Here is a 21132-nt window from a genome sequence, read left to right as displayed (position 1 = left end):
ACATGCGTGCGCTGCTGGCCTTCACCGGGAGCAGGGGCGATGCCCAGCCCGGCATCCTCCTGGCCCGCGAGCTGCTGGCTCGCGGGCACTCGGTGACGCTCGCGCTGTCGCCCAATCTCGTCGGCTTCGCCACCGCGCACGGCATCGCCGCCGTCGGCTTCGGCCGCGACAGCGCCGAACTGCTGCGCACCCAGCACGAGGATCCCCGTTTCCGCAGTGCGAATCCGCGGCAGCGACTGCGCGCGGTGCTGGATCTGCAGCGGCGCGGGGTCGTCGAGGCGGTGCGCGACCTACTGGCTCTGGCACCCGGTCACGACGTGATCGTGACCGGGATGGCGGGCGAGGAAGCGGCGGACAAGGCGGCGCGCCGCGTCGGCTTGCCGCTGGCAGCAGTGCACTTCTTTCCAATCCATCCGAATCGGTCCGTGCCGGTCGTGCCAACCGCATGGGGCGACCGGCTTCCCGGGGTGCTCAACAGGGCGATCTGGTCTGGTCTGCGGTGGGCACGCGATGCCGCGCTGGAACAGCCGCTGTCCGAGTTCGGCATCGTCGAACACGCTCTGCCCGACCGGGTTTCGATCCAGGCCTATGACGTCGACCTGTTTCCCGGGTTGGCGGCCGAGCTGCCGGATCGGCACCCGGTGACCGGGTTCGCCGTCGATGCCGACGGATTCCTCAGTGCCGCAGCCGATCCCGCACTGGCCGCGTGGCTCGACGCCGGTTCGGCACCGATCTATGTCGGCTTCGGCTCGATGGCAGTCGATGATCCGGCCGCCCTGGTGACGACATTGCGCACGGTCTGCGGACGTCGTGGGCGCAGACTTCTGCTGGCCGCGGGCTGGGCCGGCATCGAACCCGTGCTGACGCCCGAGATGGCGATCGTCGACCAGGTCGAACACGCGGCGGTCTTCCCGCGCTGCCTCGCCGCGGTGCACCACGGTGGCGCGGGCACCACCGCGGCCGCGCTGAGAGCCGGTGTCCCGCAGGTGATCTGCGCGATCCAGGCCGATCAGCCGTATTGGGGCCGGGCGCTGGCGCGGCTCGGCCTGGCGGGCACCGTGCGCGCCGCCGACCTCACCGAGGCCGAGCTCACCACCCTGCTCGACCGGGTCGCCGACCCGGCGGTGCTGTCACGGACGGCCGCCTACGCGAGAACGTTCGCCGACAACGGGGTGGCGCGCGCGATCGACGAGGTGGAAACCCTTGTCCCCCGGTCGTTACCGACTCCAGTAACCGTGCACGCCGGGAGGCCGCAGTGAGTACCGAGATCGCCGTCCGCACCAACGGACTCGGCAAGTCCTACGGCGATTTCACCGCCGTCGGCAGTATCGACCTCAGCATCGCGGCCGGATCGGTGCTCGCGATGCTCGGCCCCAACGGCGCAGGCAAGACCACCACCGTCCGCATGCTGGCGACGCTGCTGCGACCCGATCGGGGCAGCGCCGAGGTGTTCGGCTACGACGTGGTGCGCGACGCGACCGCGGTGCGCTCGATGATCGGCCTCACCGGCCAATACGCCTCCGTCGACGAAACCCTCACCGCCGGTGAGAATTTGCGGCTGTTCGGTCGGCTGCTCGGCCTCTCGCGCCGCGAAGCCGCAGCCCGGGCCGACGAACTTCTCGAGGAGTTCGAGCTCTCGGCCGTCGCGCGCCGCAGTGTCAGCGCGTTCTCCGGTGGCATGCGGCGTCGCCTCGACCTGGCCGCGACGCTGATCACGGTGCCTCCGCTGATCTTCCTCGACGAGCCGACCACGGGCCTGGATCCGCATACCCGCGACCGCATGTGGGGCATCGTGCGCGGCCTGGTCGCGCGCGGCGCCACCGTGCTGCTCACCACCCAGTACCTCGAGGAGGCCGACGCGCTCGCCGACCGGATCGCGGTCATCGACCGAGGCACCCTGGTCGCCGACGGGACACCCGCCGAACTCAAGTCCTCCATCGGCGAGCAGGTGCTGCGCCTCGACATTCCCGACACCGCCGACCTGCGCAGGGCCGAGGCGTTGATCCAGGACATCACCGGCGAAGTGCCGGAGGGTTCGTCGACGGGGACGTTGACGGTCGCGTTGCACGACGTCACGCGCGGTGCCGATATCGTCGCCGCCTGCCGTGACGAGGGCATCACCCTGCGCGGATTCGCGGTGGACCGGCCCGATCTCAACGAGGTGTTCCTGTCGCTGACCGGACACGCACGCGCCGTGGACGCGGCATGACCACCCTTCGCGAAAGGCCGACAGTGACTCTCACCGCCGAGAAGCCGACCCAGGTGGTGCGCAAGCCACGCGTGACCCGCGTGAGTCCCCTTGCCGCGCTGCAGCATTCGTTGATGATGGCGTGGCGTGGACTGCTCACCTTCCGGCACAGCCCCCAACTGCTCTACGACGCGATTCTGTTACCGATCGTCGGCCCGGTGCTTTTCGGCAGCATCTTCGGCACCGCCATCGCGGGCAGCATGACGGCGTACCTGCCGATCATGATCCCGGGCGTGCTGGTGCAGATCGTGCTCACCTCCTCGGTCGCGACGGGCGTGCAACTGTCCGAGGACATCCACTCGGGGGTGTTCGACCGCTTCGTCGCCATGCCGATTGCCCGCTCCGCCCCGGTTGCCGGGGCATTGCTGGCCGGGGCCGTGCGCTATCTGATCGCCGCGACCACCGTGGTGATCGTCGGTTTCTGCATGGGCTACCGACCCGAGCACACCGCCGGATTCCTGGCCGGTGCGGTGCTGGTCGTGTTCGCGACCACCGCGATCAGCTGGCTGTTCGCGTTCATCGGCGCGACCATCGCCCGCCCCGCCGCCGTGCAGGGCATGTCGATGCTGGTGCTCACCTTCCTCGGCTTCGCCTCCAATGCGCTGGTGCCCGAGGAGTCCATGCCCACCTGGATGCGGCACGTCTCGGACCTGAATCCGGTGTCGTACCTGGTGTCGGCGGTGCGCACCCTCGCCGCCGAGGGCACCGTCGGCGCCGATGCCTGCTGGTCGCTGGTGGCCTCGGTGGTCGTGGTGGCCGTTTTCGCGCCGTTGACCGTGCGCACTCTTCGTAACCGCTGATCAGGAGTCTGTCGATGACTATCACCTCCCCCGCCGCCACGGTGGCCGCCGGACCCACGGGGCTCAACCGGATCACCGCCGACGACGACTTGTTCTTCAAACTGCACTCCCTGTACCCGAATGCCCTGGTCAACCAGCTGGCCTACCGCTTCGACACCGCACTGGGCCGCGACCTGCTCGCCGAGTGGCACGCGCATCTGGCAACGGGATTCATCGCTCGCCGAGTCAGGACCACCCGTTTCCCGATCGCCCGCCCGCACTGGGAGCCGGCTACCGAATCCCTGCCGCTGCGCTGGTCGGACACCCCGATTCCCGACGACGAGGTACTCGACTGGTTTCTCGAGCAGGCCGCCGTCGAGTTCGATCCGGAACGCGGACTGGTGTGGCAACTCGCTGGTGCGCCGACAGAATCCGGTGGCACCGTGGTCACCCTGGTCGCCTCGCACGTCGCGTGTGACGGCGGCGGCATGATGCATGCGATCGTCGACTCCCTCGACCGCCTCAACCGTGGTGAGACACCCGACCGCTCGGCGAGCGCGGGCAGGCTCGTCGGACCCGTGGCGGGCGCCGGTCGAATCGCTGCCGACCTGGCCGATGCGCGCGGCCAGCTGCGTGCGGTGGCACGCGGGGTGCGCGCGGCTCGCCGGGCTCGTGGGGTCAGCGAACCGGCTCGCAACCTGCGTCCAGCTGAGCCGCGCTTGCCACACGTCGATGTCTGGCAGGCCGCCGAGTCCATCGTCCAGCTCGATCTCGCCGAATGGGACGCCGTCGCCGCCGCACACGGCGGCACCACCAACGGTCTGCTGATCGGCGTCGCTGTCGGGCTGCTCGGTCGCACCGGCCGCATCGCCGACGGCGCCGACGTCCGCGTCGACATTCCGCATTCGATGCGCGAAGTCGACGACCCGCGCGCCAATGCCACGACGGGTCTGCCGATCAGTGTCGGCTACCGCGCGGACGAACGCGCCGACCTACCCGCGATCCGCGCCGCACTCAAAACAGCCGGCCTTGCCTACCGCAATCCCGAGACCATCCCACCGATCCAACACCTGCAACCGGTCCAGATGCTGCTGCCGAGGATGGTGCTGCACAAGTTCGCGCGCACCGCAAAGGCGCCGGAGTGCTTGTGCACCAACATGGGTCGCACAGCGCAGAACATCGCGGTGCTCGGTACGCACCGCGCACGCGACGTCATCATGCGCCCGGTGGTCAATCCAGGTCCGGTCGAGTTGTTCCGCCAGGTGGAGGTCGGCGTCAACCTCGCCTTCTCCTGCGACGACGACACCGTGACACTCGTGGTCACCGGCGGCGACCCCGACCGTTTCCCCACCCGCGCCGCGCTGCGTGAGCTCTTGGCCGCCGAGTTCGCCGACTGGGGCTTGACGCCGCGGTTCTGGTGACGAGCTAGGAGGCTTCCTCGATGAATTCGCCTGCTTCATCAGCCTTTTCGATGTGCAAGGCGAATCGGAAACCGCACGCGGCCTCCAGCGAAGCGCTGTCGCGCGGCGGGCGGTTGCGGACCTCGATCCTGACGTCGAGCTCGTCGAAGCCGACGTGGAACCGCTGCGCCATCCACAACTGGGTGTGCCAGGCGGTCTGCCCGGCGAGGATGTCGTCGGAACCGGGCCGAAAGTCCCTGAGCGGCAGGCAGACCGGGGTGTAGCCATCGGTGTCGGGCGCGAGGTACAGGACTACCGGGCCGTGCATCTCGAGCAGCAGCCGCAGCACATCCAGTGCGTCGTCGCTGGCCTCGACGGCACGGTGTCGATGATCGGCCTTGCGGCCGTGGGGTTGTCGAACCATGGGTGTACTCCTCGCAATGTTCTCGACGGTGAACGTGCTCGAAGGACACTATGGTTGCGAAAGGTTGGTCCAGGGTTGGTGCGGGCCAACTTTGCGAAGATCACCCCGCCGATGCGGTCAGGTCAACCGCCAGCGGGTGGCGCCGTTCGGTTCGGCGGTGCCGACGCCGATCACGGTATGCGGGGTGGCGAAGTAGAGCTGCCATGGCGCCGGGCCCGCACTCGGTGCGCTGTAGGGGGCGGTGAACGCCGCGCCGTCGACTTCGGCCGACCAGCCCGCCTCGCGGTACCGGGCGGCGATGCGCTCGAGTGTTTCGGCGGCGGTGACAACGGTGGCGGTGGCCTCGACCACGAGGTCGATTCCGTCCAGCGACACGGCGATGGTGCAGGCCGGGTTTACGGCGAGGTTGCGTGCCTTGCGGGTGGTCTCTCCGCTGGTGAAATAGAACCCGTCGTCGAGCCACAGTGCCCCGACGGCTGCGGTGTGGGGGCGGCCGTCGGGTCGGACGGTGCTCAGGAAGGCCGGGCCGCCGGGGCCACCGACGTAGTTGTCCAGCGCCTGCGCGGCCCGTGACCACGGGAGTTCGGCGTCGCCGTAGATGTCCAGGTTGGTTGCTTCGATCACCATGATGCTCCCTTTTCCGTGAGTGGATACCTGTAGTGACTGTCCGAGTGGGCGAAACTCATCGGTGTCGATCGTCGCGATGCACTCCTGCGACAAATTTCGGGAGTGCGATTCTGCTCCTGAAACAGATTCGCTCGAGCTGGGACATATTCGACCGACTCCACGATCGTGAGGTCACTCACTGCGTGCGCACCATTCTGCAACACAGCACCGCTGCCCCGAGGACGATCCGGCCGATAGCCCGCTATTGACCGATTCCGACGACAAGCCCCTTGTCCAGGCATTCCACGATGCCGAACGTGATTGCCGATATTCCCGAAACGCTTTGTCGCACACACATAATCGCGGTGCAGAGTGCGCCGGATCACTACACGTGACATGCCCTGGTGACCGGTAGGGTTCGATTCCACCGGCGATCGCGAATCGTCCGGAAACCATTCTTCGACTGCATCCGGGAGCTCACGTGTCGCATTCGCGTTTCGAATCCATCGGGGCATATCTTCCGTCGACCATCTTGTCCACCACCGAATTGATCTCCCGGCTGAAAAAACCGCCGACTTTCGATCTGGAACGCATCACCGGCGTGAAGGAACGCCGCGTGCGCGACACCGACCCGGAGTCGATCGAGGATTCGTTCACCCTCGCCGTGAACGCCGCACGGGACTGCCTCGGCCGGTCGCGCTACGCGCCGGGCGAGCTGGATGTGATCATCTCCTGTTCGATCACCCGCAGCAACGACGGCACCCGCATCTACATGGAACCGTCGTTCGCGTCGACGATCGCCAAGACCCTCGGCGCCGAGCAGGCCATCACCTTCGACGTCTCCAATGCCTGCGCCGGAATGCTCACCGGCACCTACATTCTCGACCGGATGATCCGCTCGGGTGTGGTGCGCAACGGCATGGTGGTCAGCGGCGAGGCGATCACGCCCATCGCCGAGACCGCAGTGAACGAGATCTCCGAGAAATACGATCTGCAGTTCGCCTCGCTGTCGGTCGGTGACTCCGGGTGCGCGGTCGTGCTCGACCGTGCCGTCGACGACGCCGACAAGATCCACTACATCGAATTGTTCACCGCCGCCGAGCATTCGCACCTGTGTCTCGGCATGCCGAGCGACAAGTCGTCGGGCGTCGCGCTCTACACCGACAACCGCAAGATGCACAACGAGGCCCGGTTCCTACTGTGGCCGGACGCCCAGGGCGACTTCCTCGAACAGCAGGGCCGTGACTTCGCGGGCGAGCAGTTCGACTACGTCATCCATCACCAGTTCGGCGCTGCCGCAGTGCCGTATATGAACGCGGTCGCCGCCCGCGAGTTCGGCGCGGAGATGCCCCCTGACCTCAATGTGATCGAGAAGTACGGAAACACCTCGACCACTTCGCATTTCCTCGTGCTGCACGATCAGCTCGCCGACGACAACATCGCGGCGGGATCGAAGCTGCTCCTGGTTCCGGCCGCCTCCGGTGTCGTCGCCGGCTTCCTGTCCACCACCGTCTCCTCCCTGAAGGTCTGAGGTTCATAATGGGTATCCGTATCCGCGCCACCGGAACCAGCAGATCCACCGACACCCACAGCGTCGTAGCGCACAGCGGTCGCGCCGCCGCGCAGTGCCTGGAGCAGGCCGGTGTCCGCCCCGACCAGGTCGGCGTCCTCATCAACACTGGTGTCTTCCGCGACTCCAACACCGTCGAACCGGCGGTGTCCGCACTGATCCAGAAGGCCGCGGGCATCGGCCTGGACTACACCAAGTCGGATCCGCGGACCTTCTCCTTCGACCTGATGAACGGCGCGGTCGGCGTCGTCAACGCGGTGCAGGTGGCGTGTTCGGTATTGGCGACCGCCAGTACCGAACACGTCCTGATCGTGGCGGGCGACACCCATCCGTCGATGGCCCGGTCCAGTGCTGACGCCGAATTCCCCTACGCCACTTCGGGTGCCGCGTTGCTGCTCGACCAGGTCGACGGTCCGGAGGGCTTCGGCCCGGTGCACACCGCGACCGGACCCGGCACGCCCGCCGGACAGGCCTACGTCGACACCGCGACGATGGGCACCGCGGGCCGAACCCTGATGACGGTCGAGCGCGACCCCGACTTCGAGGACCGAACCCTCACCGTGGCAACCGAAGTCGGGCACGCCGCGCTCGCCGATTTCGAGGGCGCCTTCGTCGCGTTGATCGCGTCCACCCCGAGCCCGCATTTCCCGAAACGACTCGCCGACGCACTGGGCATCGACCAGGACGCGGTGCGGGTGCCCGACCTGTCCGACGGCGACCCGCACACCGCCGCACTGCCACTGGCCTATGCCCGCGCGATCGCCGAGGGCACCCTCGCCGGCTACACCCACGTGTTGTTCGTCGCCGCGGGCGCGGGCCCGTCCGCTGCCGCGACGCTGTACCGCCTCCCGGAGACCACCGCGTGACAACGCCGACCTACTGGCAGACCATCGACCAGTTCCGGGCCCTCGCCGGTGAGGAGCCCGACCGCGAGGCAGTCATCTACCCCGACGGCATGACCTCCGAGGGCCTGCCCGACTACCGCCACATCACCTACCGTGAGCTCGATCGCTGGTCCGACGCCATCGCCGAACACCTCACCGCCGCCGGAGTCGGCAGCGGCACCCGCACCATCGTGCTCGTGCTGCCGAGCCCGGAGTTGTACGCGATCCTGTTCGCGCTGTTGAAGATCGGCGCCGTGCCCGTGGTGATCGATCCGGGGATGGGCGTGCGCCGCATGGTGCACTGCCTGCGCGCGGTCGAAGCGGAGGCGTTCATCGGCATCCCGCAGGCGCATGCCCTTCGGGTGCTCTTCCCGCGCAGTTTCCGGCGGGTGCGCACCACGCTAACCGTCGGGCGCAGGTGGTTCTGGGGTGGACCGACCCTGGATTCGTGGCGCCGCACCCCGGCCGACGCGTTGCCCGAGCGGGTGCCCGCCGACCCGGACGAGTTGCTGATCATCGCATTCACCACGGGCAGCACCGGTCCCGCCAAGGCCGTCGAACTGACCCACGGCAATCTCGCCGCCATGGTCGAGCAGGTGCACGCGGCCCGCGGGCACACACCCCCGAACACCTCCCTCGTGACGCTGCCGCTGGTCGGCGTCCTCGACCTGCTGCTCGGGTCGAGATGCGTACTGCCGCCGCTGATTCCGAGCAAGGTCGGCGCCACCGATCCGGCCCACGTGGTCGATGCGATCCAGCGTTTCGGTGTGCGCACCATGTTCGCCTCCCCGGCGGTCCTCATCCCGCTGCTGGAGTGGTTGCGCGAGGATCCGGTCGACCTGAAATCCCTGGTGAGCATCTTCTCCGGTGGCGCGCCCGTCCCGTACTGGTGCGTCGCCGGTTTGCGCGAAGTCCTGCACCCCGACGTCGAGATCTACGCAGGCTACGGCTCCACCGAGGCGCTGCCCATGTCGACGATCGAATCGCGGGAGTTGCTCGACGGTCTGGTCGAGCGCGCCAAGCGCGGCGAGGGCACCTGCATCGGCCGACCCACCGAGCGCGTGCGGGTCCGGCTGCTCGCCATCACCGATGACCCGGTCGCCACCTGGGCCGACGCCGAGTTGCCCGGCGAAGGAGCGGTCGGTGAGATCGTGGTGGCGGGCCCGAATGTGAGCACCCGCTACTACTGGCCCGCGCACGCCAACACGGCCGGCAAGATCACCGACGGCGAGCAGATCTGGCATCGCACCGGCGATCTGGGTCGGCTCGATGAGCAGGGCCGCATCTGGTTCTGCGGGCGCAAGAGTCAACGGATCGTCACCGCACTCGGGCCCATGTTCACCGTGCAGGTCGAACAGGTCTTCAATGCGGTGAGCGGGGTCGCGCGCACGGCGCTGGTCGGGGTAGGCGCCCCCGGCGCCCAGCGACCGGTCCTCTGCGTAGAGCTCGAACCCGGTGCCGACGAGGTGGCGGTGCTCACTAGATTGCGCACGCGGGCTGCCGAATTCGGCACAGTTGCTCCCATCGCGGAGTTCCTCGTGCACCCGCACTTCCCCGTCGATATCCGGCACAACGCCAAGATCGGGCGCGAACAACTCGCCCGTTGGGCCACGAAGAGACTGGACTCCCGACGATGAAGATCCTGGTCACCGGTGCGTCCGGATTCCTCGGCGGCGCCATCGTGCGCGCGCTGGTCGCCGAGGGCAGCCACGAGGTCTCGATCCTGGTGCGCCGCACCAGCGTTCTCGACGATCTCGGCCCTGCCGTGGAGCAGGTCACGGTGGTCTACGGCGATCTCGCCGACGCGGCCTCACTCAGTAGTGCCACCCGAGGGATGGACGCGGTGATCCACAGCGCCGCGCGGGTCGACGAACGCGGCACCAGGGATCGCTTCTGGACCGAGAACGTGCGCGCCACCGAACTGCTCCTCGACGCCGCGCGACGCGCAGGCGCGGGCCGGTTCGTGTTCATCTCCAGCCCGAGCGCCCTGATGGCGCGCGACGGCGGCGATCAGATCGACGTGAACGAGTCACTGCCGTATCCGAGCCGCTACCTCAATCACTACTCCGAAACCAAGGCCGCGGCCGAGCGCGCCGTACTCGCCGCTGACACAGCAGAATTCACAACCGTGGCGTTACGGCCGCGAGCCATCTGGGGTGCCGGAGACCGCTCGGGGCCGATCGTTCGACTGCTCGACCGTACGGCCACGGGCGCCCTGCCCGACCTGTCCTACGGGCGCACCATCGAGGCCTCACTGTGCCACGTGAGCAATATCGTGCACGCCTGCCTGCAGGCCTTGACCTCGGACACGGTGGGCGGCAAGGCCTACTTCATCGCCGACGCCGAGAAGACCGATGTCTGGGGATTTCTCGGCGAGGTCGCCACTCGGCTGGGCTTCGCGGCACCGACGCGCCGACCGAATCCCCGGGTGCTCGCCGCGGTGGTCGCGACGATCGAAACCGTCTGGCGCATACCGGCTGTGGCGAATCGCTGGTCGCCGCCCCTGTCACGCTACGCGGTCGCGTTGATGACCCGCACCGCAACCTATGACACGAGCGCGGCCCGCCGCGATCTCGGCTACGCGCCCGTCATCGACCGCGACACCGGCCTCACCGAATTCCTCGCATGGCTTCGGGACCAGGGCGGCATCGAGGTTCTCGCCCAGGACCTGCGGTAATCACGCGCCCTACCGTTTTCGACAGCGACGCCCGCGTGGCGACCACCCCAGGAGTCCTGATATGAACGGCTGCAAGGTATTTCGTCGCCCGGTGACCACCACCGAGCGCATGTACTTCCCGATGCGGGAGCTGGCCCCACCCTTCCTCATGCAACTCGCGGTTCCCGGTGAGGGCAACATCAACCCGGAGGCATTGCGCACAGCGGTAAGCACCGCCGCCGCGGCCACCCCCGGCGCGCGACTACGCCGCCACGGCACCGAGTGGGTCGACAGCGGCATCACACCGGCCGTGCGCGTGCTCGACCACCACCTGAGCTATCCCGCCCTCGAGACCGACCCCGTTCTCACCAGCGCGATCGGACCGACTTCCGACACCACCGTCGAGGTCCTACTGCTCACCGGTGCGCCGACGACTCTGATCTTCCGCGTCTTCCACGGCGTGATGGACGGCATCGGCATGGTGGCCTGGGCGACGAACGTGCTGCGCGCACTGCGCGGCGAGGATCCGGTTCCCTACCCCGATCCGGTCGCCGACCAAGAACTTGTCGCGAAGGTGGGCGCACCCGGCAGGCCCACCCCACTGGTGCCGCGCTACCGCACCGCCGTCGGTCGGGGCAGGCAGCGCCGCGATCTCGCACCCCACCTGCTCCGTCATCGCCGCGTCGAAGCCGCGGTACCCGGCGCACTGGCCCGGGTCTGCGCGCTACTGGCCGCCGAGACCCCTGGCACCTCGCGCATCATGATGCCCGTCGACCTGCGCCGCCACGACCCCACGCTGCGTTCCACCGCGAACCTCGCACTACCGCTGTTCCTCGATATCGAACCCGGCAGCGACTGGACCGCAGTCAAGGAACAGATCAAAGCGGGACTTCACGACCGACGCGAACTGAACCAACTGGCGAACACCCGGGTCGCGCTCGTCCCCGACTCGGTCAACCGGGGCGTGCTGCGCACCACGAACTGGCTCGGCGCCCGCTTCGGCCGCAATCTCGCCTCGGCCACCGTGTCGCACATGGGCCGCTTCACCGCCGAGGAACTCGCGGTCCCCGGCTTCCGCCCGACCGGGCTGTTCGTCCTGCCCCAGCACAGCGTCGCCATGCCCCTACTGTTCGGCCTGACCGAATTCGACGGCCACACCGAGCTGACGGTGTCCGCACGCAACGGCGCCGGCATCGAACCCCGCCTCGAAGCACTGCTCGACCGCCTCGTCGACCTGCTGGAACGCCCCGCCTAACCCCGGGCTGACGGCGCACCGACGGCCACCGCGGCTATCGTGGAGGCGTGGGCATCATGGGCGAAATGTTTCCGAGCAAGAAGCTGCAGAACGAGGGCACCGGCGACAGCGATGGCCAAAACCACGAACCTCGCCTCGACCTCGACCTGGACGCCGGCGTGATCCGCGTGTCCGGTGCCATCGAGCCGACCGACGCCGACTGACGCACCTCCCCCTTTCCGCTCACGCCTGCGCGCAATCATTGTGCGCAGGGGCGCGGGTGGCCATAGTTCTCGACACGTCGTCGAGCAGGAGGCCACCATGACCGGCACCGAACCACCCCGTTCCGGCGCACAGGCCGTCGACCGTGCCGTCTACGTGCTCAACTGCTTCCAGGGCGGCGACCCGGAACTGTCGCTCAGCGAGCTCGCCCAGCGCGCGGGGTATCCGGTGAGCACCACGTTCCGGCTGGCCCAGGCACTGGTGCGTGGCCGGTTGCTCGAGCAGGATCCGGCGACGGATCGCTACCGGATCGGGCACGGTCTGGCGTGCCTGGCTCGCCCCGCCCTGTCGCGGCTCGGCCTGGACGCCGCGGCGCCCCACCTGTACGCGCTGGCGGCGGGCATCAAGATCACCGTCAGCCTCAGCGTGCCGGACGCCGATGAGGCACTCACGCTCTTCCAGGCGCGGCCACCGATCCACTTCTGCCACAACCAGATTCCGCAGGAGCGCAGACCGTTGCGTTCCAGCGCGGTCGGACACGCACTGCTCGCCCACACCACCGCCGCCGACGGCGCGCTGTTCGACACCGTCCGTCGTCGCGGGTTCGCCGTGGAAGAAATCGACAGTGACGAACCGATCCGCGCGATCGCGGTCCCGGTACTCGGCCCCGACAAGCAGGTGTGGGGCGCGCTCGGTGTGCAAGCCCGCGCCGTGCGCCTGGATCGGGACCTGGTGCGCGCGGTCATTCCCGCCATGCATCGGATAGCTGTGCGCATCGGTCCGTATTTTCACACCGCGGCCGCTGGTGACGGATTCGGCGCAGCCTGATTTCCACGATGTGGAAACGGTATTGCCGAGCCGATATCGCCAGGCGCACTATGTAATTCGATGCGATGTCGCAACGATGTCGCACCCACCGAAAGTCTCGCCATGATGGAATCCCCCGCGCTCGTCCGCCGCCGAACGGTGGACTTGATGCGCCTGTCCCCCGGATCCTGTCGCAGCTGATACAGCGGCGACATTCCTACCGTCGCCGAATTCTCGCTTTCTGATATCCCGCTGATCCGCTTCGTGTGCGGATTGTCGCGGCGTGCGCACCGTGATGCCCGCCGCGCGGTCCCGCGCGCCGTCGAAAGAATTCGCGAAACATGTTCTCCCTTTCTCTGCGACGACGCCCGCTGCGTGCGCTCGCCGCCGCGCTCGTCGCCCCCGCCGTCCTCGCGGTCGTCACCGCGTGCGGTGGCGCCGACACGGCGACGACCGCCGACGGCAAGACCGTGCTGCGCTATCAGGGACAGACCGGCCAGGTCACCCCCTACGAACTCGCCGATCACCTGGGCTACTTCAGCAAGATCAGCCTCCAGTGGGAGGGCGACACCACCAGCGGCCCCGCCAATATCCAGGCGGCCGCGACCAAGCAGGTCGAATTCGGCAGCGCGTTCAACGGCGCGGTGGTCAAACTCGCCGCGGGTGGCGCGCCCGTGCGGTCGGTGTTGAGTTCCTATGGCTCCGACGCGAAATCGTTCACCGGCTATTTCGTCCGCGACGATACGAGTATCACCAGCGCACGTGACCTGATCGGCAAGAAGGTCGGCATCAATACCCTTGGCGCACACCACGAATTCGTCACGCGTGAATGGTTGCACCAGCAGGGTTTGACCGAGGCCGAGGTCAAGCAGGTTCAGCTGATCGTGGTGCCACCGGTCAACACCGAGGAAGCGCTGCGCAGCGGGCAGATCGACGTCGGCGCGCTCGGCGCGGTGTACCGCGAAACCGCCGTGGCGCGCGGTGGCCTGCATCCACTGTTCACCGACAAGGACATTTTCGGGGAATTCGACTACGGCACTTACGTTTTCCGCCAGGACTTCATCGCCCAGAATCCCGAAGCCGTCAAGGATTTCGTGCAGGGCACCGCGCGTGCCACCCGGTGGCTGCAGCTCACGCCACGCGAAGAGGTCGTCGCGACATTCACCGAGATCATCAACAAGCGCGGCCGCAACGAAAACCTGAAGCTGCTCGACTACTGGCGCAGCCTCGGCATCCCCGTGCCCGGTGCGGTGATCGCGGACAAGGAGATCCAGATCTGGATCGACTGGCTCGAGCGCAACGGCGAACTCCCCAAGGGCAAGGTCACCGCCGAGGAACTGTTCACCAACGAGTACAACCCCTACGCCAACGGCACCTACCAGCCGACGAGCGGCCCGACCGGAGAGGTGGTGGCCGCGAAATGACCGGCACCCCAGCAAAACTCGCCTTGCGATCGGTGGGCAAGCAGTTCGCCGTGCGCGGCGCCGACGAGAAGTTCACCGCGATCGACGACATCTCCATCGAGGTCGGCGCCGGCGAATTCCTGGTCCTCGTCGGGCCGAGCGGCTCCGGAAAATCGACCCTGCTGGACCTACTCGGTGGACTGAGCAAACCCAGTTCCGGCCAGATCCTCCTGGACGGTGCCCCCATCACCGGTCCCGGCCTCGACCGTGGCGTGGTGTTCCAGCAGTACGCCCTGCTGCCGTGGCGCACTGCCCGCGCCAATATCCAGTTCGGCCTCGAAGCCAAGGGCATCGCCCGCAAGGAACGCAAGGCGATCGCCGAGCACTACCTCGAGCTGGTCGGTCTTGCGGGCTTCGGTGACCGGTACCCGCACGAACTGTCCGGCGGGATGAAGCAGCGGGTGGCGATCGCCCGCAGCCTGGCCTTCGACCCCGAGGTACTGCTGATGGACGAACCGTTCGCGGCGCTCGACGCCCAGACCAGGGAATCACTGCAGGACGAACTGCTGCGGATCTGGCGCACGACCGGCAAGACGATCCTGTTCATCACCCACGGCATCGACGAAGCGGTGTATCTCGGCCAACGCGTCGCGGTCCTCACCTCACGACCCGGCCGGGTCAAAGCCGTGATCGATATCGACATCGACCGTGGCGGCGCGATCGACGTCCGCTCGAGCGAACAGTTCCGCGACTACCGCCACCGGATCTGGACCGAACTGCAGAGCGAGGTGAGCCGGGCCCAGCGCCTGGAACTCACCGCCGACGACAGCACCCCCGACAGGAGTCCCGCCCATGTCTAGCGCCGTCCCCGTCCTCGAACGACCTACCCGAATCATCGCCGAACCGGTCGCGATCCCAACCGCCGTGCCGGTCGCGTCCAGCGGCCGCACCCGAGTAGTCGGCTCCGCAGTACTTCGCCTCGCCAAACCACTGCTCGCCTTCGCGTTGCTGCTCGGCGCATGGGAATTGGCACCACGGTTCGGCCTGGTCGACGAGGTGTTCCTCCCGCCGTTCTCCACCGTGGTGCAGGCCTTCGTCGAACTGGCGGGCAACGGCCAACTGGCCGAACACACCTCGGCCAGCCTCACCCGATCGGTCACCGGTTTCTCGTTCGCCTTGGTACTCGCCGTCCCGGTCGGCATCGCCATCGCCTGGTACAAGCCGATCTCGGACTTTCTCAATCCGGTGCTGGAGCTGTTCCGCAACACCGCCGCGCTGGCCCTGCTGCCGGTGTTCGTGCTGATCCTCGGCATCGGTGAGACGTCGAAGATCGCACTGATCGGCTACGCCACCTTCTTCCCCATCCTGCTCAACACCATCACCGGTGTCCGCACCGTCGACCCGCTGCTGGTGAAATCAGCGGTCTCGCTGGGCTTCTCGCCGCTGCGGCTGTTCCAGAAGGTCATCCTGCCCGCGGCGATCCCGTCCATTTTCACCGGCATCCGGATGGCGGCGGCGGGCTCGATCCTGGTCCTCATCGCCGCCGAGATGATCGGCGCGCGAGCCGGTTTGGGCTATCTCATCACCGCCGCGCAGCAGAACTTCCAGATCCCGCAGATGTATGCGGGCATCGTGGCGATCTCGCTGATCGGCCTCGGTTTCAACTTCGCCCTCGTCGCCCTGGAACGCCGGCTCTCGCGCTGGCGCACCGCACCGACCAACGCCTGATCAGGAGATCACCATGCCTGGCAAGACTTTTCACCTGAACGCCTTCCTGATGGGTGTCGGCCACCACGAGGCCGCGTGGCGCCACCCGCGCACCGACGAACAGCGCGTCCTGGACGTGCGGCACTTCCAGGAACTCGCCCGGATCGCCGAGCGCGGCAAGCTCGACTCGGTGTTCTTCGCCGACACCCTGGCCGTCGGCCCGCGCATCGAACGCAACACCCTCACCGTGTTCGAACCGGTCACCCTGCTGTCGGCGATCGCCGCGGTCACCGACCGCATCGGCCTGATCGCCACCGCCTCCACCAGCTACAACGAGCCCTTCAACCTGGCCCGCAAGTTCGCCTCGCTCGACCACATCAGCGCGGGCCGGGCCGGCTGGAACATCGTCACCTCCGGCAATGTCGACGAGGCCTACAACTTCGGGCTCGACGCGATTCCCGAGCACGCCCGCCGCTACGAACGGGCCGAGGAGTTCGTCGACGTGGCCGTGGCGCTGTGGGACAGCTGGGAGTCCGAGGCGATCGTGCTCGACACCGAGGCCGGCGTCTTCGCCGACCCGACCCGGGTACACGCTCTCGACTACGCGGGTGAGCGCTTCCGGGTGCGTGGCCCGCTCAACTCGCCGCGCGGTCCGCAGGGTCGGCCGCTGTTGGTGCAGGCCGGGTCCTCGGAATCGGGCAAGGAGTTCGCCGCGCATCGCGCCGAAGCCGTGTTCACCGCGCAGCGCACCCTCGACGAGGGCGTGCGGTTCTACCGCGACCTCAAGTCCCGATTGGCGAAATACGGTCGCGCACAGGACGACTTGAAGGTGCTGCCGGGTCTGGTGCCGTTCATCGCCGACAGCGTCGAGGAGGCGAGAGCGCTCGAGCAGGAGTTCACCGATCTGATCTCGCCCGACTACGCACTGCGTCAGCTGTCGTCGATCCTCGGTGTCGATCTGACCGCCCACGCCCTGGACGCACCGCTGCCGCCGCTGCCCGCCGAGACCGAGATCGAAGGCGGCAAGAGCCGATTCACCCTGGTCAAGGACCTCGCCGAGACCGAGGAGCTCACTGTGCGCCAGCTCATCGGCAAACTGGGCGGCGGCCGAGGCCACCGGACCTTCGCCGGCACACCCGAACAGGTGGCCGACGAACTGCAGAGCTGGTTCGACGCGGGCGCCGCCGACGGGTTCAACATCATGGCGCCCTACCTGCCCGGCGGGCTCGAGACCTTCGTCGACCGGGTGGTGCCGATCCTGCAGGAGCGCGGTCTGTTCCGCACCGACTACGACTCCACCACGCTGCGTGGCCATTACGGCCTTGCCCCGGTGGAAAGCCAGTTCGCCGACCAGGATTCGCGAGTGAGTGCCTGATGCGCGCCCGCCGGCTCGATATCGAGTTCATGCGGGTGGCGAGTAGTTCCTGTCGCGATCCGACGGAACTCGCACCCCCACCGCCGCTTTCACTCGAAGGACCACCGACATGACCACCCTCGAAAGCCCCAGCGTCACCGCTCTCACGATCGCCCCGGTCGCAGGCCACATCGGCGCCGAGGTGTCCGGCGTAGATCTGCGCGAAGAACTCACCGACACCCAGGTCGACGAACTCACCGCCGCCCTGTACCGGCACAAGGTGCTGTTCTTCCGCGACCAGCACATCGGTCACACCGAACAGATCGCGTTCTCGCGCCGCTTCGGCGCCGTCACCCCGTCGCACCCGTACGACGACGACGCGCCCACCGAGTACCCGGAGATCCTCGCCGTCGACAGCCGCCTCTACGAAAAGCGGTTCGGGCGCAAGAAGTTCAGCTACACCAACAAGTGGCACACCGACGTCTCCCCGCTGATCAATCCGCCCGCGGCCTCGATCCTGCGTGCCGAGATCGCCCCCGAGACCGGCGGCGACACCCAGTGGACCAACCTGGCCGCCGCCTATGCCGGCCTGCCGGAATCCTTGCGCACCCTCCTCGACAGCCTGCGCGCCGAACACCGTTTCGGTGGGCGTATTCCACCGTGGGAAGCCGACAGCGACTACGGCCGCAAGATCGCCGCATCGCCGCTGGTGACCGAACATCCCGTGGTCCGGGTGCATCCGGTGACGGGCGAGCGCGTGTTGTTCGTCAATCCCGGCTTCACCACCCGGATTCTCGGCCTCACCCCGCCGCAGAGCGATGCCCTGTTGCAGTTGCTGTTCGACGAGATCTCCGCGCCCGCCTACACCGTCCGCTTCCGCTGGGACAAGGGCAGCATCGCGTTCTGGGACAACCGCGCCACCGCCCACCTCGCCCCGAGCGACCTCGACCACCTCGACGTCACCCGGGTCCTCTACCGCACCACCCTCGAGGGCGACATCCCCGTCGGTGTCGACGGCGCACCCTCCACCTCGATCGCCGGCGCGAAGTTCGCCGGCGCCTGACCCCCGTTGCGGTGCCCGCGCATCCGTGCCGGGCACCGCACCCGACCCCCGCCGCGCGATGAACACACAGGAGCACAATTGACCCACCCGTGGCACACCGAGACCGACGTGCTGATCATCGGCGGCGGTCCCGCGGCCTGCTGGGCCGCGATACATGCCCGCGAAGCAGGCGCCGAGGTGACCCTGGTCGACAAGGGCTACTGCGGAACCAGCGGCGCCACAGCGCCTTCGGGCACCGGCGTCTGGTACGTCGCGCCCGAGGCGACGGCCCGCGCCAACGCGAAAGCGAGCAGGGAGGCGCTGGGCGGCTATCTCGCCGACCACTATTGGATGGACCGCGTCCTCGATCGGACCTACGCCAATATGAACCGCCTCGCCACCGAAGGCCGCTACCCGTTCCCCACCGATCCGGCCACCGGCGAACCCGTGCGCACCGGCGTGCAGGGTCCGGAATACATGCGCCGGATGCGCGCCTGGCTCACTCGACTCGGTGTGCGGATCCATGATCACTCCCCGGCGTTGGAACTGCTCGTCGACGACACGGGTGCGGTGCGTGGCGCGGCGGGCTATCAACGTCAGCTCGACCGCGACTACCGGATCACCGCGGGCGCGGTCGTGCTCGCGACCGGCGGCTGCGCGTTCCTGTCCCAGGCACTGGGCACCAACGTCGACACCGGCGACGGCGCGCTGATGGCCGCCGAGGCGGGCGCGCGGTTCTCCGGCATGGAGTTCTCCAACGCCTACGCCATCGTCCCCAAGGGCGCCACGATCACCAAGACCGCCTACTACGGTTATGCCACCTTCTTCGGCGAGGACGGCCGCGTACTCGAAGAGGCGGGATCGACGAAGGGCCGTTCGGTGATCGCGCGAACACTGTTGCAGGAGAAGGTGTTCGCACAGCTGGATCGCGCGGACGCGACCGTGCAGGCGCAGATGCGTCTCGGTCAGCCGAACTTCTTCCTGCAGTTCGATCGTCGCGGGGTCGACCCGTTCACCGAACGTTTCGAGATCGATCTGCTCGCCGAGGGCACGGTGCGCGGCACGGGCGGCATCGATGTCGTCGACGACGATTGCGCCACCACGGTCCCCGGACTCTATGTCGCAGGCGACGCGGCCACTCGTGAGCGGATCTGCGGCGGCTTCACCGGCGGTGGTAGTCACAACGCCGCCTGGGCGATGTCTTCGGGCAGTTGGGCCGGGTCGGGCGCGGCCGAGCACGCCGTCGCTGTCGGTCGATCCAGCACAGCGCTGTCAGGAATCGGCCGAGTCGGGTTGCGCCCCACCGATTCACAGTCGATCACCGCGGAGCACGTCGTCGCCGCCGCGCAGGACGAACTCATCCCGTTCGAGAAGAACTATCTACGTGACGGTGCCCGGCTGCGGCCCGCATTGGCCCGGCTCGATGAACTGTGGGATGCCGCATCGGCGGGTCTGGGCGGCGGCACCGGCGAGGAGCGGGTCAGGGCCAGACAAGCCGCGGCCATCACCGCTGTCGGGCGCCTGATGTATCGATCCGCGTTGGCGCGCACCGAGACCCGTGGGATGAGCAAGCGCGCGGACTACCCCGATCTCGATCCGGCACAGCACCATCGCCTGTATTCGGGCGGGCTCGACGAGCCGTGGGTGGATCCCGCGGGCACCCGCGATTCGGGACTGGTGGCGTCGTGATCGAATTGCTGCGCGCGCAGGACTGCATCGGCTGCGACAAATGCGTGCTGGCCTGCCCCACCAACGTCTTCGACCGCACCGACAGCGGAATCCCTGTCATCGCAAGACAATCGGACTGCCAGACCTGCTTCATGTGCGAGGCGTACTGCCCTACCGACGCTCTCTATGTCGCGCCCGAGGTGACTCCGCTGCCGCCGGAGTCGACCGTGCCGACCGAGCACATCGGCGGGTATCGCGAGAAGCTCGGATGGGGGCACGGGCGGGTTCCGGGTGCACGGGTGGCCGTGGGTCCGCGGCTGCCGCACGGCACGCCGCCGCCGAGACTCACGTCCTGAGCGGGCACCGAACGGGTGGCAGGTCGTCGAAGATATTGCGCTCCACGATCGGATCGGGGACACGAAGCAGATCGGCGGCGCTCACCTCGTCCCAGTCGTATCGCTCGTTCTCACACTGCAATTCGACCAGCGACACCGCCGAAACCGTGTCGTCGATGGTGAAATCGGTGAACCCGTCCTGCTCGAGCGCGTCGCTGATGTCGCGCACCGGCGTCGGCCGGGTGGCATATGCCAGCGTCAGGTACGGGTGCAGTGGCTCACCGAAGTCGGGGATCCGCTCGCGAATCCACACCTCGGTCAGCGCGCTGGTCAGATCCTCGCGCACCCGCAGCAATTCCTCCGGCAGCGCGATCGGCAACCGCACCGAATCCTGGGCGACCACCGGCGGCCCGAACGTGATCTGGAACGGCGCGTGCCCGGCGAGCAACTCCCGCGCACCGGCGACCAACGCGGCCAGATGCACGCCCTTCACCCCGTCGACGAACCCGATCCCCTGCACCCCGATCCGCAGTCGCCCCGCGTCGACCTGCTCGAATCCCGGCAGGCTCGACAGGGTCGGCGCGAAGATCTCGACCAGTTTGTCGGCGACCGGTTGGGTCGGCACGACCTGCCAGTCGTAGAACGAACGACCCGGCGTCCACCCCGGACGCCACCACCAGCGGCTGGCAACGGTCATTTCGCTCGCGATCATGGTGCGCCACCTCCCGATCTCGGCCTACCCGCCGGTTAATCCGGCAGGCCGACCGTCCACCCGACACGATCGGCACCGACG

At 67.9% G+C, this 21132-nt stretch carries 21 protein-coding genes; 18 read left to right on the top strand and 3 right to left on the bottom strand.

Annotation, left to right across the window (positions count from 1 at the left end; all coding sequences use genetic code 11):
• Positions 1-2 precede the first annotated feature (2 nt).
• The 4 genes from ACFW6D_RS12095 to ACFW6D_RS12080 are packed head-to-tail and all read left to right on the top strand — an operon-like array spanning position 3 to position 4448.
• Complete coding sequence (locus ACFW6D_RS12095; RefSeq protein ID WP_379327415.1) at positions 3-1259, top strand: glycosyltransferase; 1257 nt, start codon at positions 3-5, stop codon at positions 1257-1259.
• Positions 1256-2209 carry an ATP-binding cassette domain-containing protein gene (locus ACFW6D_RS12090; protein ID WP_379327413.1) on the top strand — a complete coding sequence of 318 codons (954 nt, stop codon included), beginning with the start codon at positions 1256-1258 and terminating at the stop codon, positions 2207-2209. Before ACFW6D_RS12095 ends, ACFW6D_RS12090 begins: the two co-directional genes overlap by 4 nt.
• The gene (locus ACFW6D_RS12085; RefSeq protein WP_379229604.1) at positions 2206-3048 is read left to right on the top strand and encodes an ABC transporter permease; all 843 of its coding nucleotides are present in this window, start codon (positions 2206-2208) and stop codon (positions 3046-3048) included. Before ACFW6D_RS12090 ends, ACFW6D_RS12085 begins: the two co-directional genes overlap by 4 nt.
• Before the next feature lie 14 nt (positions 3049-3062).
• Complete coding sequence (locus tag ACFW6D_RS12080; RefSeq protein ID WP_379327411.1) at positions 3063-4448, top strand: hypothetical protein; 1386 nt, start codon at positions 3063-3065, stop codon at positions 4446-4448.
• 4 nt (positions 4449-4452) lie between these two features.
• Here the strand turns inward: ACFW6D_RS12080 and ACFW6D_RS12075 are convergent, their stop codons facing one another.
• Positions 4453-4851 (bottom strand): DUF779 domain-containing protein, encoded by a 399-nt coding sequence (locus ACFW6D_RS12075; RefSeq protein ID WP_379327409.1) that lies wholly within the window; start codon positions 4849-4851, stop codon positions 4453-4455.
• 117 nt (positions 4852-4968) lie between these two features.
• A complete protein-coding gene (locus tag ACFW6D_RS12070; RefSeq protein ID WP_379327407.1) occupies positions 4969-5478 on the bottom strand; it encodes a pyridoxamine 5'-phosphate oxidase family protein in 510 nt (169 codons plus the stop codon).
• Positions 5479-5938: 460 nt separating this feature from the next.
• On the opposite strand from ACFW6D_RS12070, the gene ACFW6D_RS12065 reads away from it, so the two are divergent.
• The 14 genes from ACFW6D_RS12065 (at position 5939) to ACFW6D_RS12000 (ending at position 20360) form a co-directional block, all read left to right on the top strand.
• Positions 5939-6988: a 3-oxoacyl-ACP synthase III family protein gene (locus tag ACFW6D_RS12065; RefSeq protein ID WP_379327405.1), complete on the top strand. Its 1050-nt coding sequence runs from the start codon at positions 5939-5941 to the stop codon at positions 6986-6988.
• A gap of 8 nt (positions 6989-6996) precedes the next feature.
• On the top strand, positions 6997-7893 hold the full coding sequence (locus tag ACFW6D_RS12060; protein ID WP_379327403.1) for a hypothetical protein: 897 nt from the start codon (positions 6997-6999) through the stop codon (positions 7891-7893).
• Positions 7890-9548: a fatty acid CoA ligase family protein gene (locus ACFW6D_RS12055; RefSeq protein ID WP_379327401.1), complete on the top strand. Its 1659-nt coding sequence runs from the start codon at positions 7890-7892 to the stop codon at positions 9546-9548. The genes ACFW6D_RS12060 and ACFW6D_RS12055 overlap by 4 nt, the downstream gene beginning before the upstream one ends.
• Positions 9545-10588 carry an NAD-dependent epimerase/dehydratase family protein gene (locus tag ACFW6D_RS12050; protein ID WP_379327399.1) on the top strand — a complete coding sequence of 348 codons (1044 nt, stop codon included), beginning with the start codon at positions 9545-9547 and terminating at the stop codon, positions 10586-10588. Before ACFW6D_RS12055 ends, ACFW6D_RS12050 begins: the two co-directional genes overlap by 4 nt.
• A gap of 91 nt (positions 10589-10679) precedes the next feature.
• Positions 10680-11822, top strand: coding sequence for a peptide synthetase (locus tag ACFW6D_RS12045; protein ID WP_379327397.1), 1143 nt, complete (start codon positions 10680-10682; stop codon positions 11820-11822).
• Positions 11823-11869: 47 nt separating this feature from the next.
• Complete coding sequence (locus ACFW6D_RS12040) at positions 11870-12025, top strand: hypothetical protein (RefSeq protein WP_379327570.1); 156 nt, start codon at positions 11870-11872, stop codon at positions 12023-12025.
• A gap of 97 nt (positions 12026-12122) precedes the next feature.
• Entirely contained in the window at positions 12123-12851 is a 729-nt protein-coding gene (locus tag ACFW6D_RS12035; RefSeq protein ID WP_379327395.1) for an IclR family transcriptional regulator, read from the top strand.
• A 320-nt stretch (positions 12852-13171) separates the two neighbouring features.
• Positions 13172-14254: an ABC transporter substrate-binding protein gene (locus tag ACFW6D_RS12030; RefSeq protein WP_379327393.1), complete on the top strand. Its 1083-nt coding sequence runs from the start codon at positions 13172-13174 to the stop codon at positions 14252-14254.
• Positions 14251-15093, top strand: coding sequence for an ABC transporter ATP-binding protein (locus ACFW6D_RS12025; RefSeq protein WP_379327391.1), 843 nt, complete (start codon positions 14251-14253; stop codon positions 15091-15093). Before ACFW6D_RS12030 ends, ACFW6D_RS12025 begins: the two co-directional genes overlap by 4 nt.
• Positions 15086-15961, top strand: coding sequence for an ABC transporter permease (locus tag ACFW6D_RS12020; RefSeq protein ID WP_379327389.1), 876 nt, complete (start codon positions 15086-15088; stop codon positions 15959-15961). Before ACFW6D_RS12025 ends, ACFW6D_RS12020 begins: the two co-directional genes overlap by 8 nt.
• A 13-nt stretch (positions 15962-15974) precedes the next feature.
• Complete coding sequence (locus tag ACFW6D_RS12015) at positions 15975-17315, top strand: LLM class flavin-dependent oxidoreductase (protein ID WP_379327387.1); 1341 nt, start codon at positions 15975-15977, stop codon at positions 17313-17315.
• Between the two features lie 109 nt (positions 17316-17424).
• Positions 17425-18357, top strand: coding sequence for a TauD/TfdA dioxygenase family protein (locus ACFW6D_RS12010; RefSeq protein WP_379327385.1), 933 nt, complete (start codon positions 17425-17427; stop codon positions 18355-18357).
• Positions 18358-18435: 78 nt separating this feature from the next.
• Positions 18436-20025 carry an FAD-dependent oxidoreductase gene (locus ACFW6D_RS12005; protein WP_379327383.1) on the top strand — a complete coding sequence of 530 codons (1590 nt, stop codon included), beginning with the start codon at positions 18436-18438 and terminating at the stop codon, positions 20023-20025.
• Positions 20022-20360: a 4Fe-4S dicluster domain-containing protein gene (locus tag ACFW6D_RS12000; protein ID WP_379327381.1), complete on the top strand. Its 339-nt coding sequence runs from the start codon at positions 20022-20024 to the stop codon at positions 20358-20360. Before ACFW6D_RS12005 ends, ACFW6D_RS12000 begins: the two co-directional genes overlap by 4 nt.
• Here the strand turns inward: ACFW6D_RS12000 and ACFW6D_RS11995 are convergent.
• A complete protein-coding gene (locus ACFW6D_RS11995; RefSeq protein WP_379327379.1) occupies positions 20350-21051 on the bottom strand; it encodes a 2'-5' RNA ligase family protein in 702 nt (233 codons plus the stop codon). The two genes, ACFW6D_RS12000 and ACFW6D_RS11995, sit on opposite strands and share 11 nt — an antisense overlap.
• Positions 21052-21132: the final 81 nt, after the last annotated feature.

The organism is Nocardia sp. NPDC058705 (assembly GCF_042749305.1).
Lineage (GTDB): Bacteria > Actinomycetota > Actinomycetes > Mycobacteriales > Mycobacteriaceae > Nocardia.
The sequence above is the reverse complement of the archived record's forward strand: the minus strand, read 5'-3'. Positions and strand labels throughout refer to the sequence as shown.

Bases quoted from the DNA above. Each gene is read 5' to 3' on its own strand.
- ACFW6D_RS12095 (WP_379327415.1), top strand. From the start codon at position 3: ATGCGTGCGCTGCTGGCCTTCACCGGGAGCAGGGGCGATGCCCAGCCC.
- ACFW6D_RS12085 (WP_379229604.1), top strand. From the start codon at position 2,206: ATGACCACCCTTCGCGAAAGGCCGACAGTGACTCTCACCGCCGAGAAG.
- ACFW6D_RS12080 (WP_379327411.1), top strand. From the start codon at position 3,063: ATGACTATCACCTCCCCCGCCGCCACGGTGGCCGCCGGACCCACGGGG.
- ACFW6D_RS12075 (WP_379327409.1), bottom strand. From the start codon at position 4,851: ATGGTTCGACAACCCCACGGCCGCAAGGCCGATCATCGACACCGTGCC.
- ACFW6D_RS12070 (WP_379327407.1), bottom strand. From the start codon at position 5,478: ATGGTGATCGAAGCAACCAACCTGGACATCTACGGCGACGCCGAACTC.
- ACFW6D_RS12060 (WP_379327403.1), top strand. From the start codon at position 6,997: ATGGGTATCCGTATCCGCGCCACCGGAACCAGCAGATCCACCGACACC.
- ACFW6D_RS12050 (WP_379327399.1), top strand. From the start codon at position 9,545: ATGAAGATCCTGGTCACCGGTGCGTCCGGATTCCTCGGCGGCGCCATC.
- ACFW6D_RS12035 (WP_379327395.1), top strand. From the start codon at position 12,123: ATGACCGGCACCGAACCACCCCGTTCCGGCGCACAGGCCGTCGACCGT.
- ACFW6D_RS12030 (WP_379327393.1), top strand. From the start codon at position 13,172: ATGTTCTCCCTTTCTCTGCGACGACGCCCGCTGCGTGCGCTCGCCGCC.
- ACFW6D_RS12025 (WP_379327391.1), top strand. From the start codon at position 14,251: ATGACCGGCACCCCAGCAAAACTCGCCTTGCGATCGGTGGGCAAGCAG.
- ACFW6D_RS12020 (WP_379327389.1), top strand. From the start codon at position 15,086: ATGTCTAGCGCCGTCCCCGTCCTCGAACGACCTACCCGAATCATCGCC.
- ACFW6D_RS12015 (WP_379327387.1), top strand. From the start codon at position 15,975: ATGCCTGGCAAGACTTTTCACCTGAACGCCTTCCTGATGGGTGTCGGC.
- ACFW6D_RS12010 (WP_379327385.1), top strand. From the start codon at position 17,425: ATGACCACCCTCGAAAGCCCCAGCGTCACCGCTCTCACGATCGCCCCG.
- ACFW6D_RS11995 (WP_379327379.1), bottom strand. From the start codon at position 21,051: ATGATCGCGAGCGAAATGACCGTTGCCAGCCGCTGGTGGTGGCGTCCG.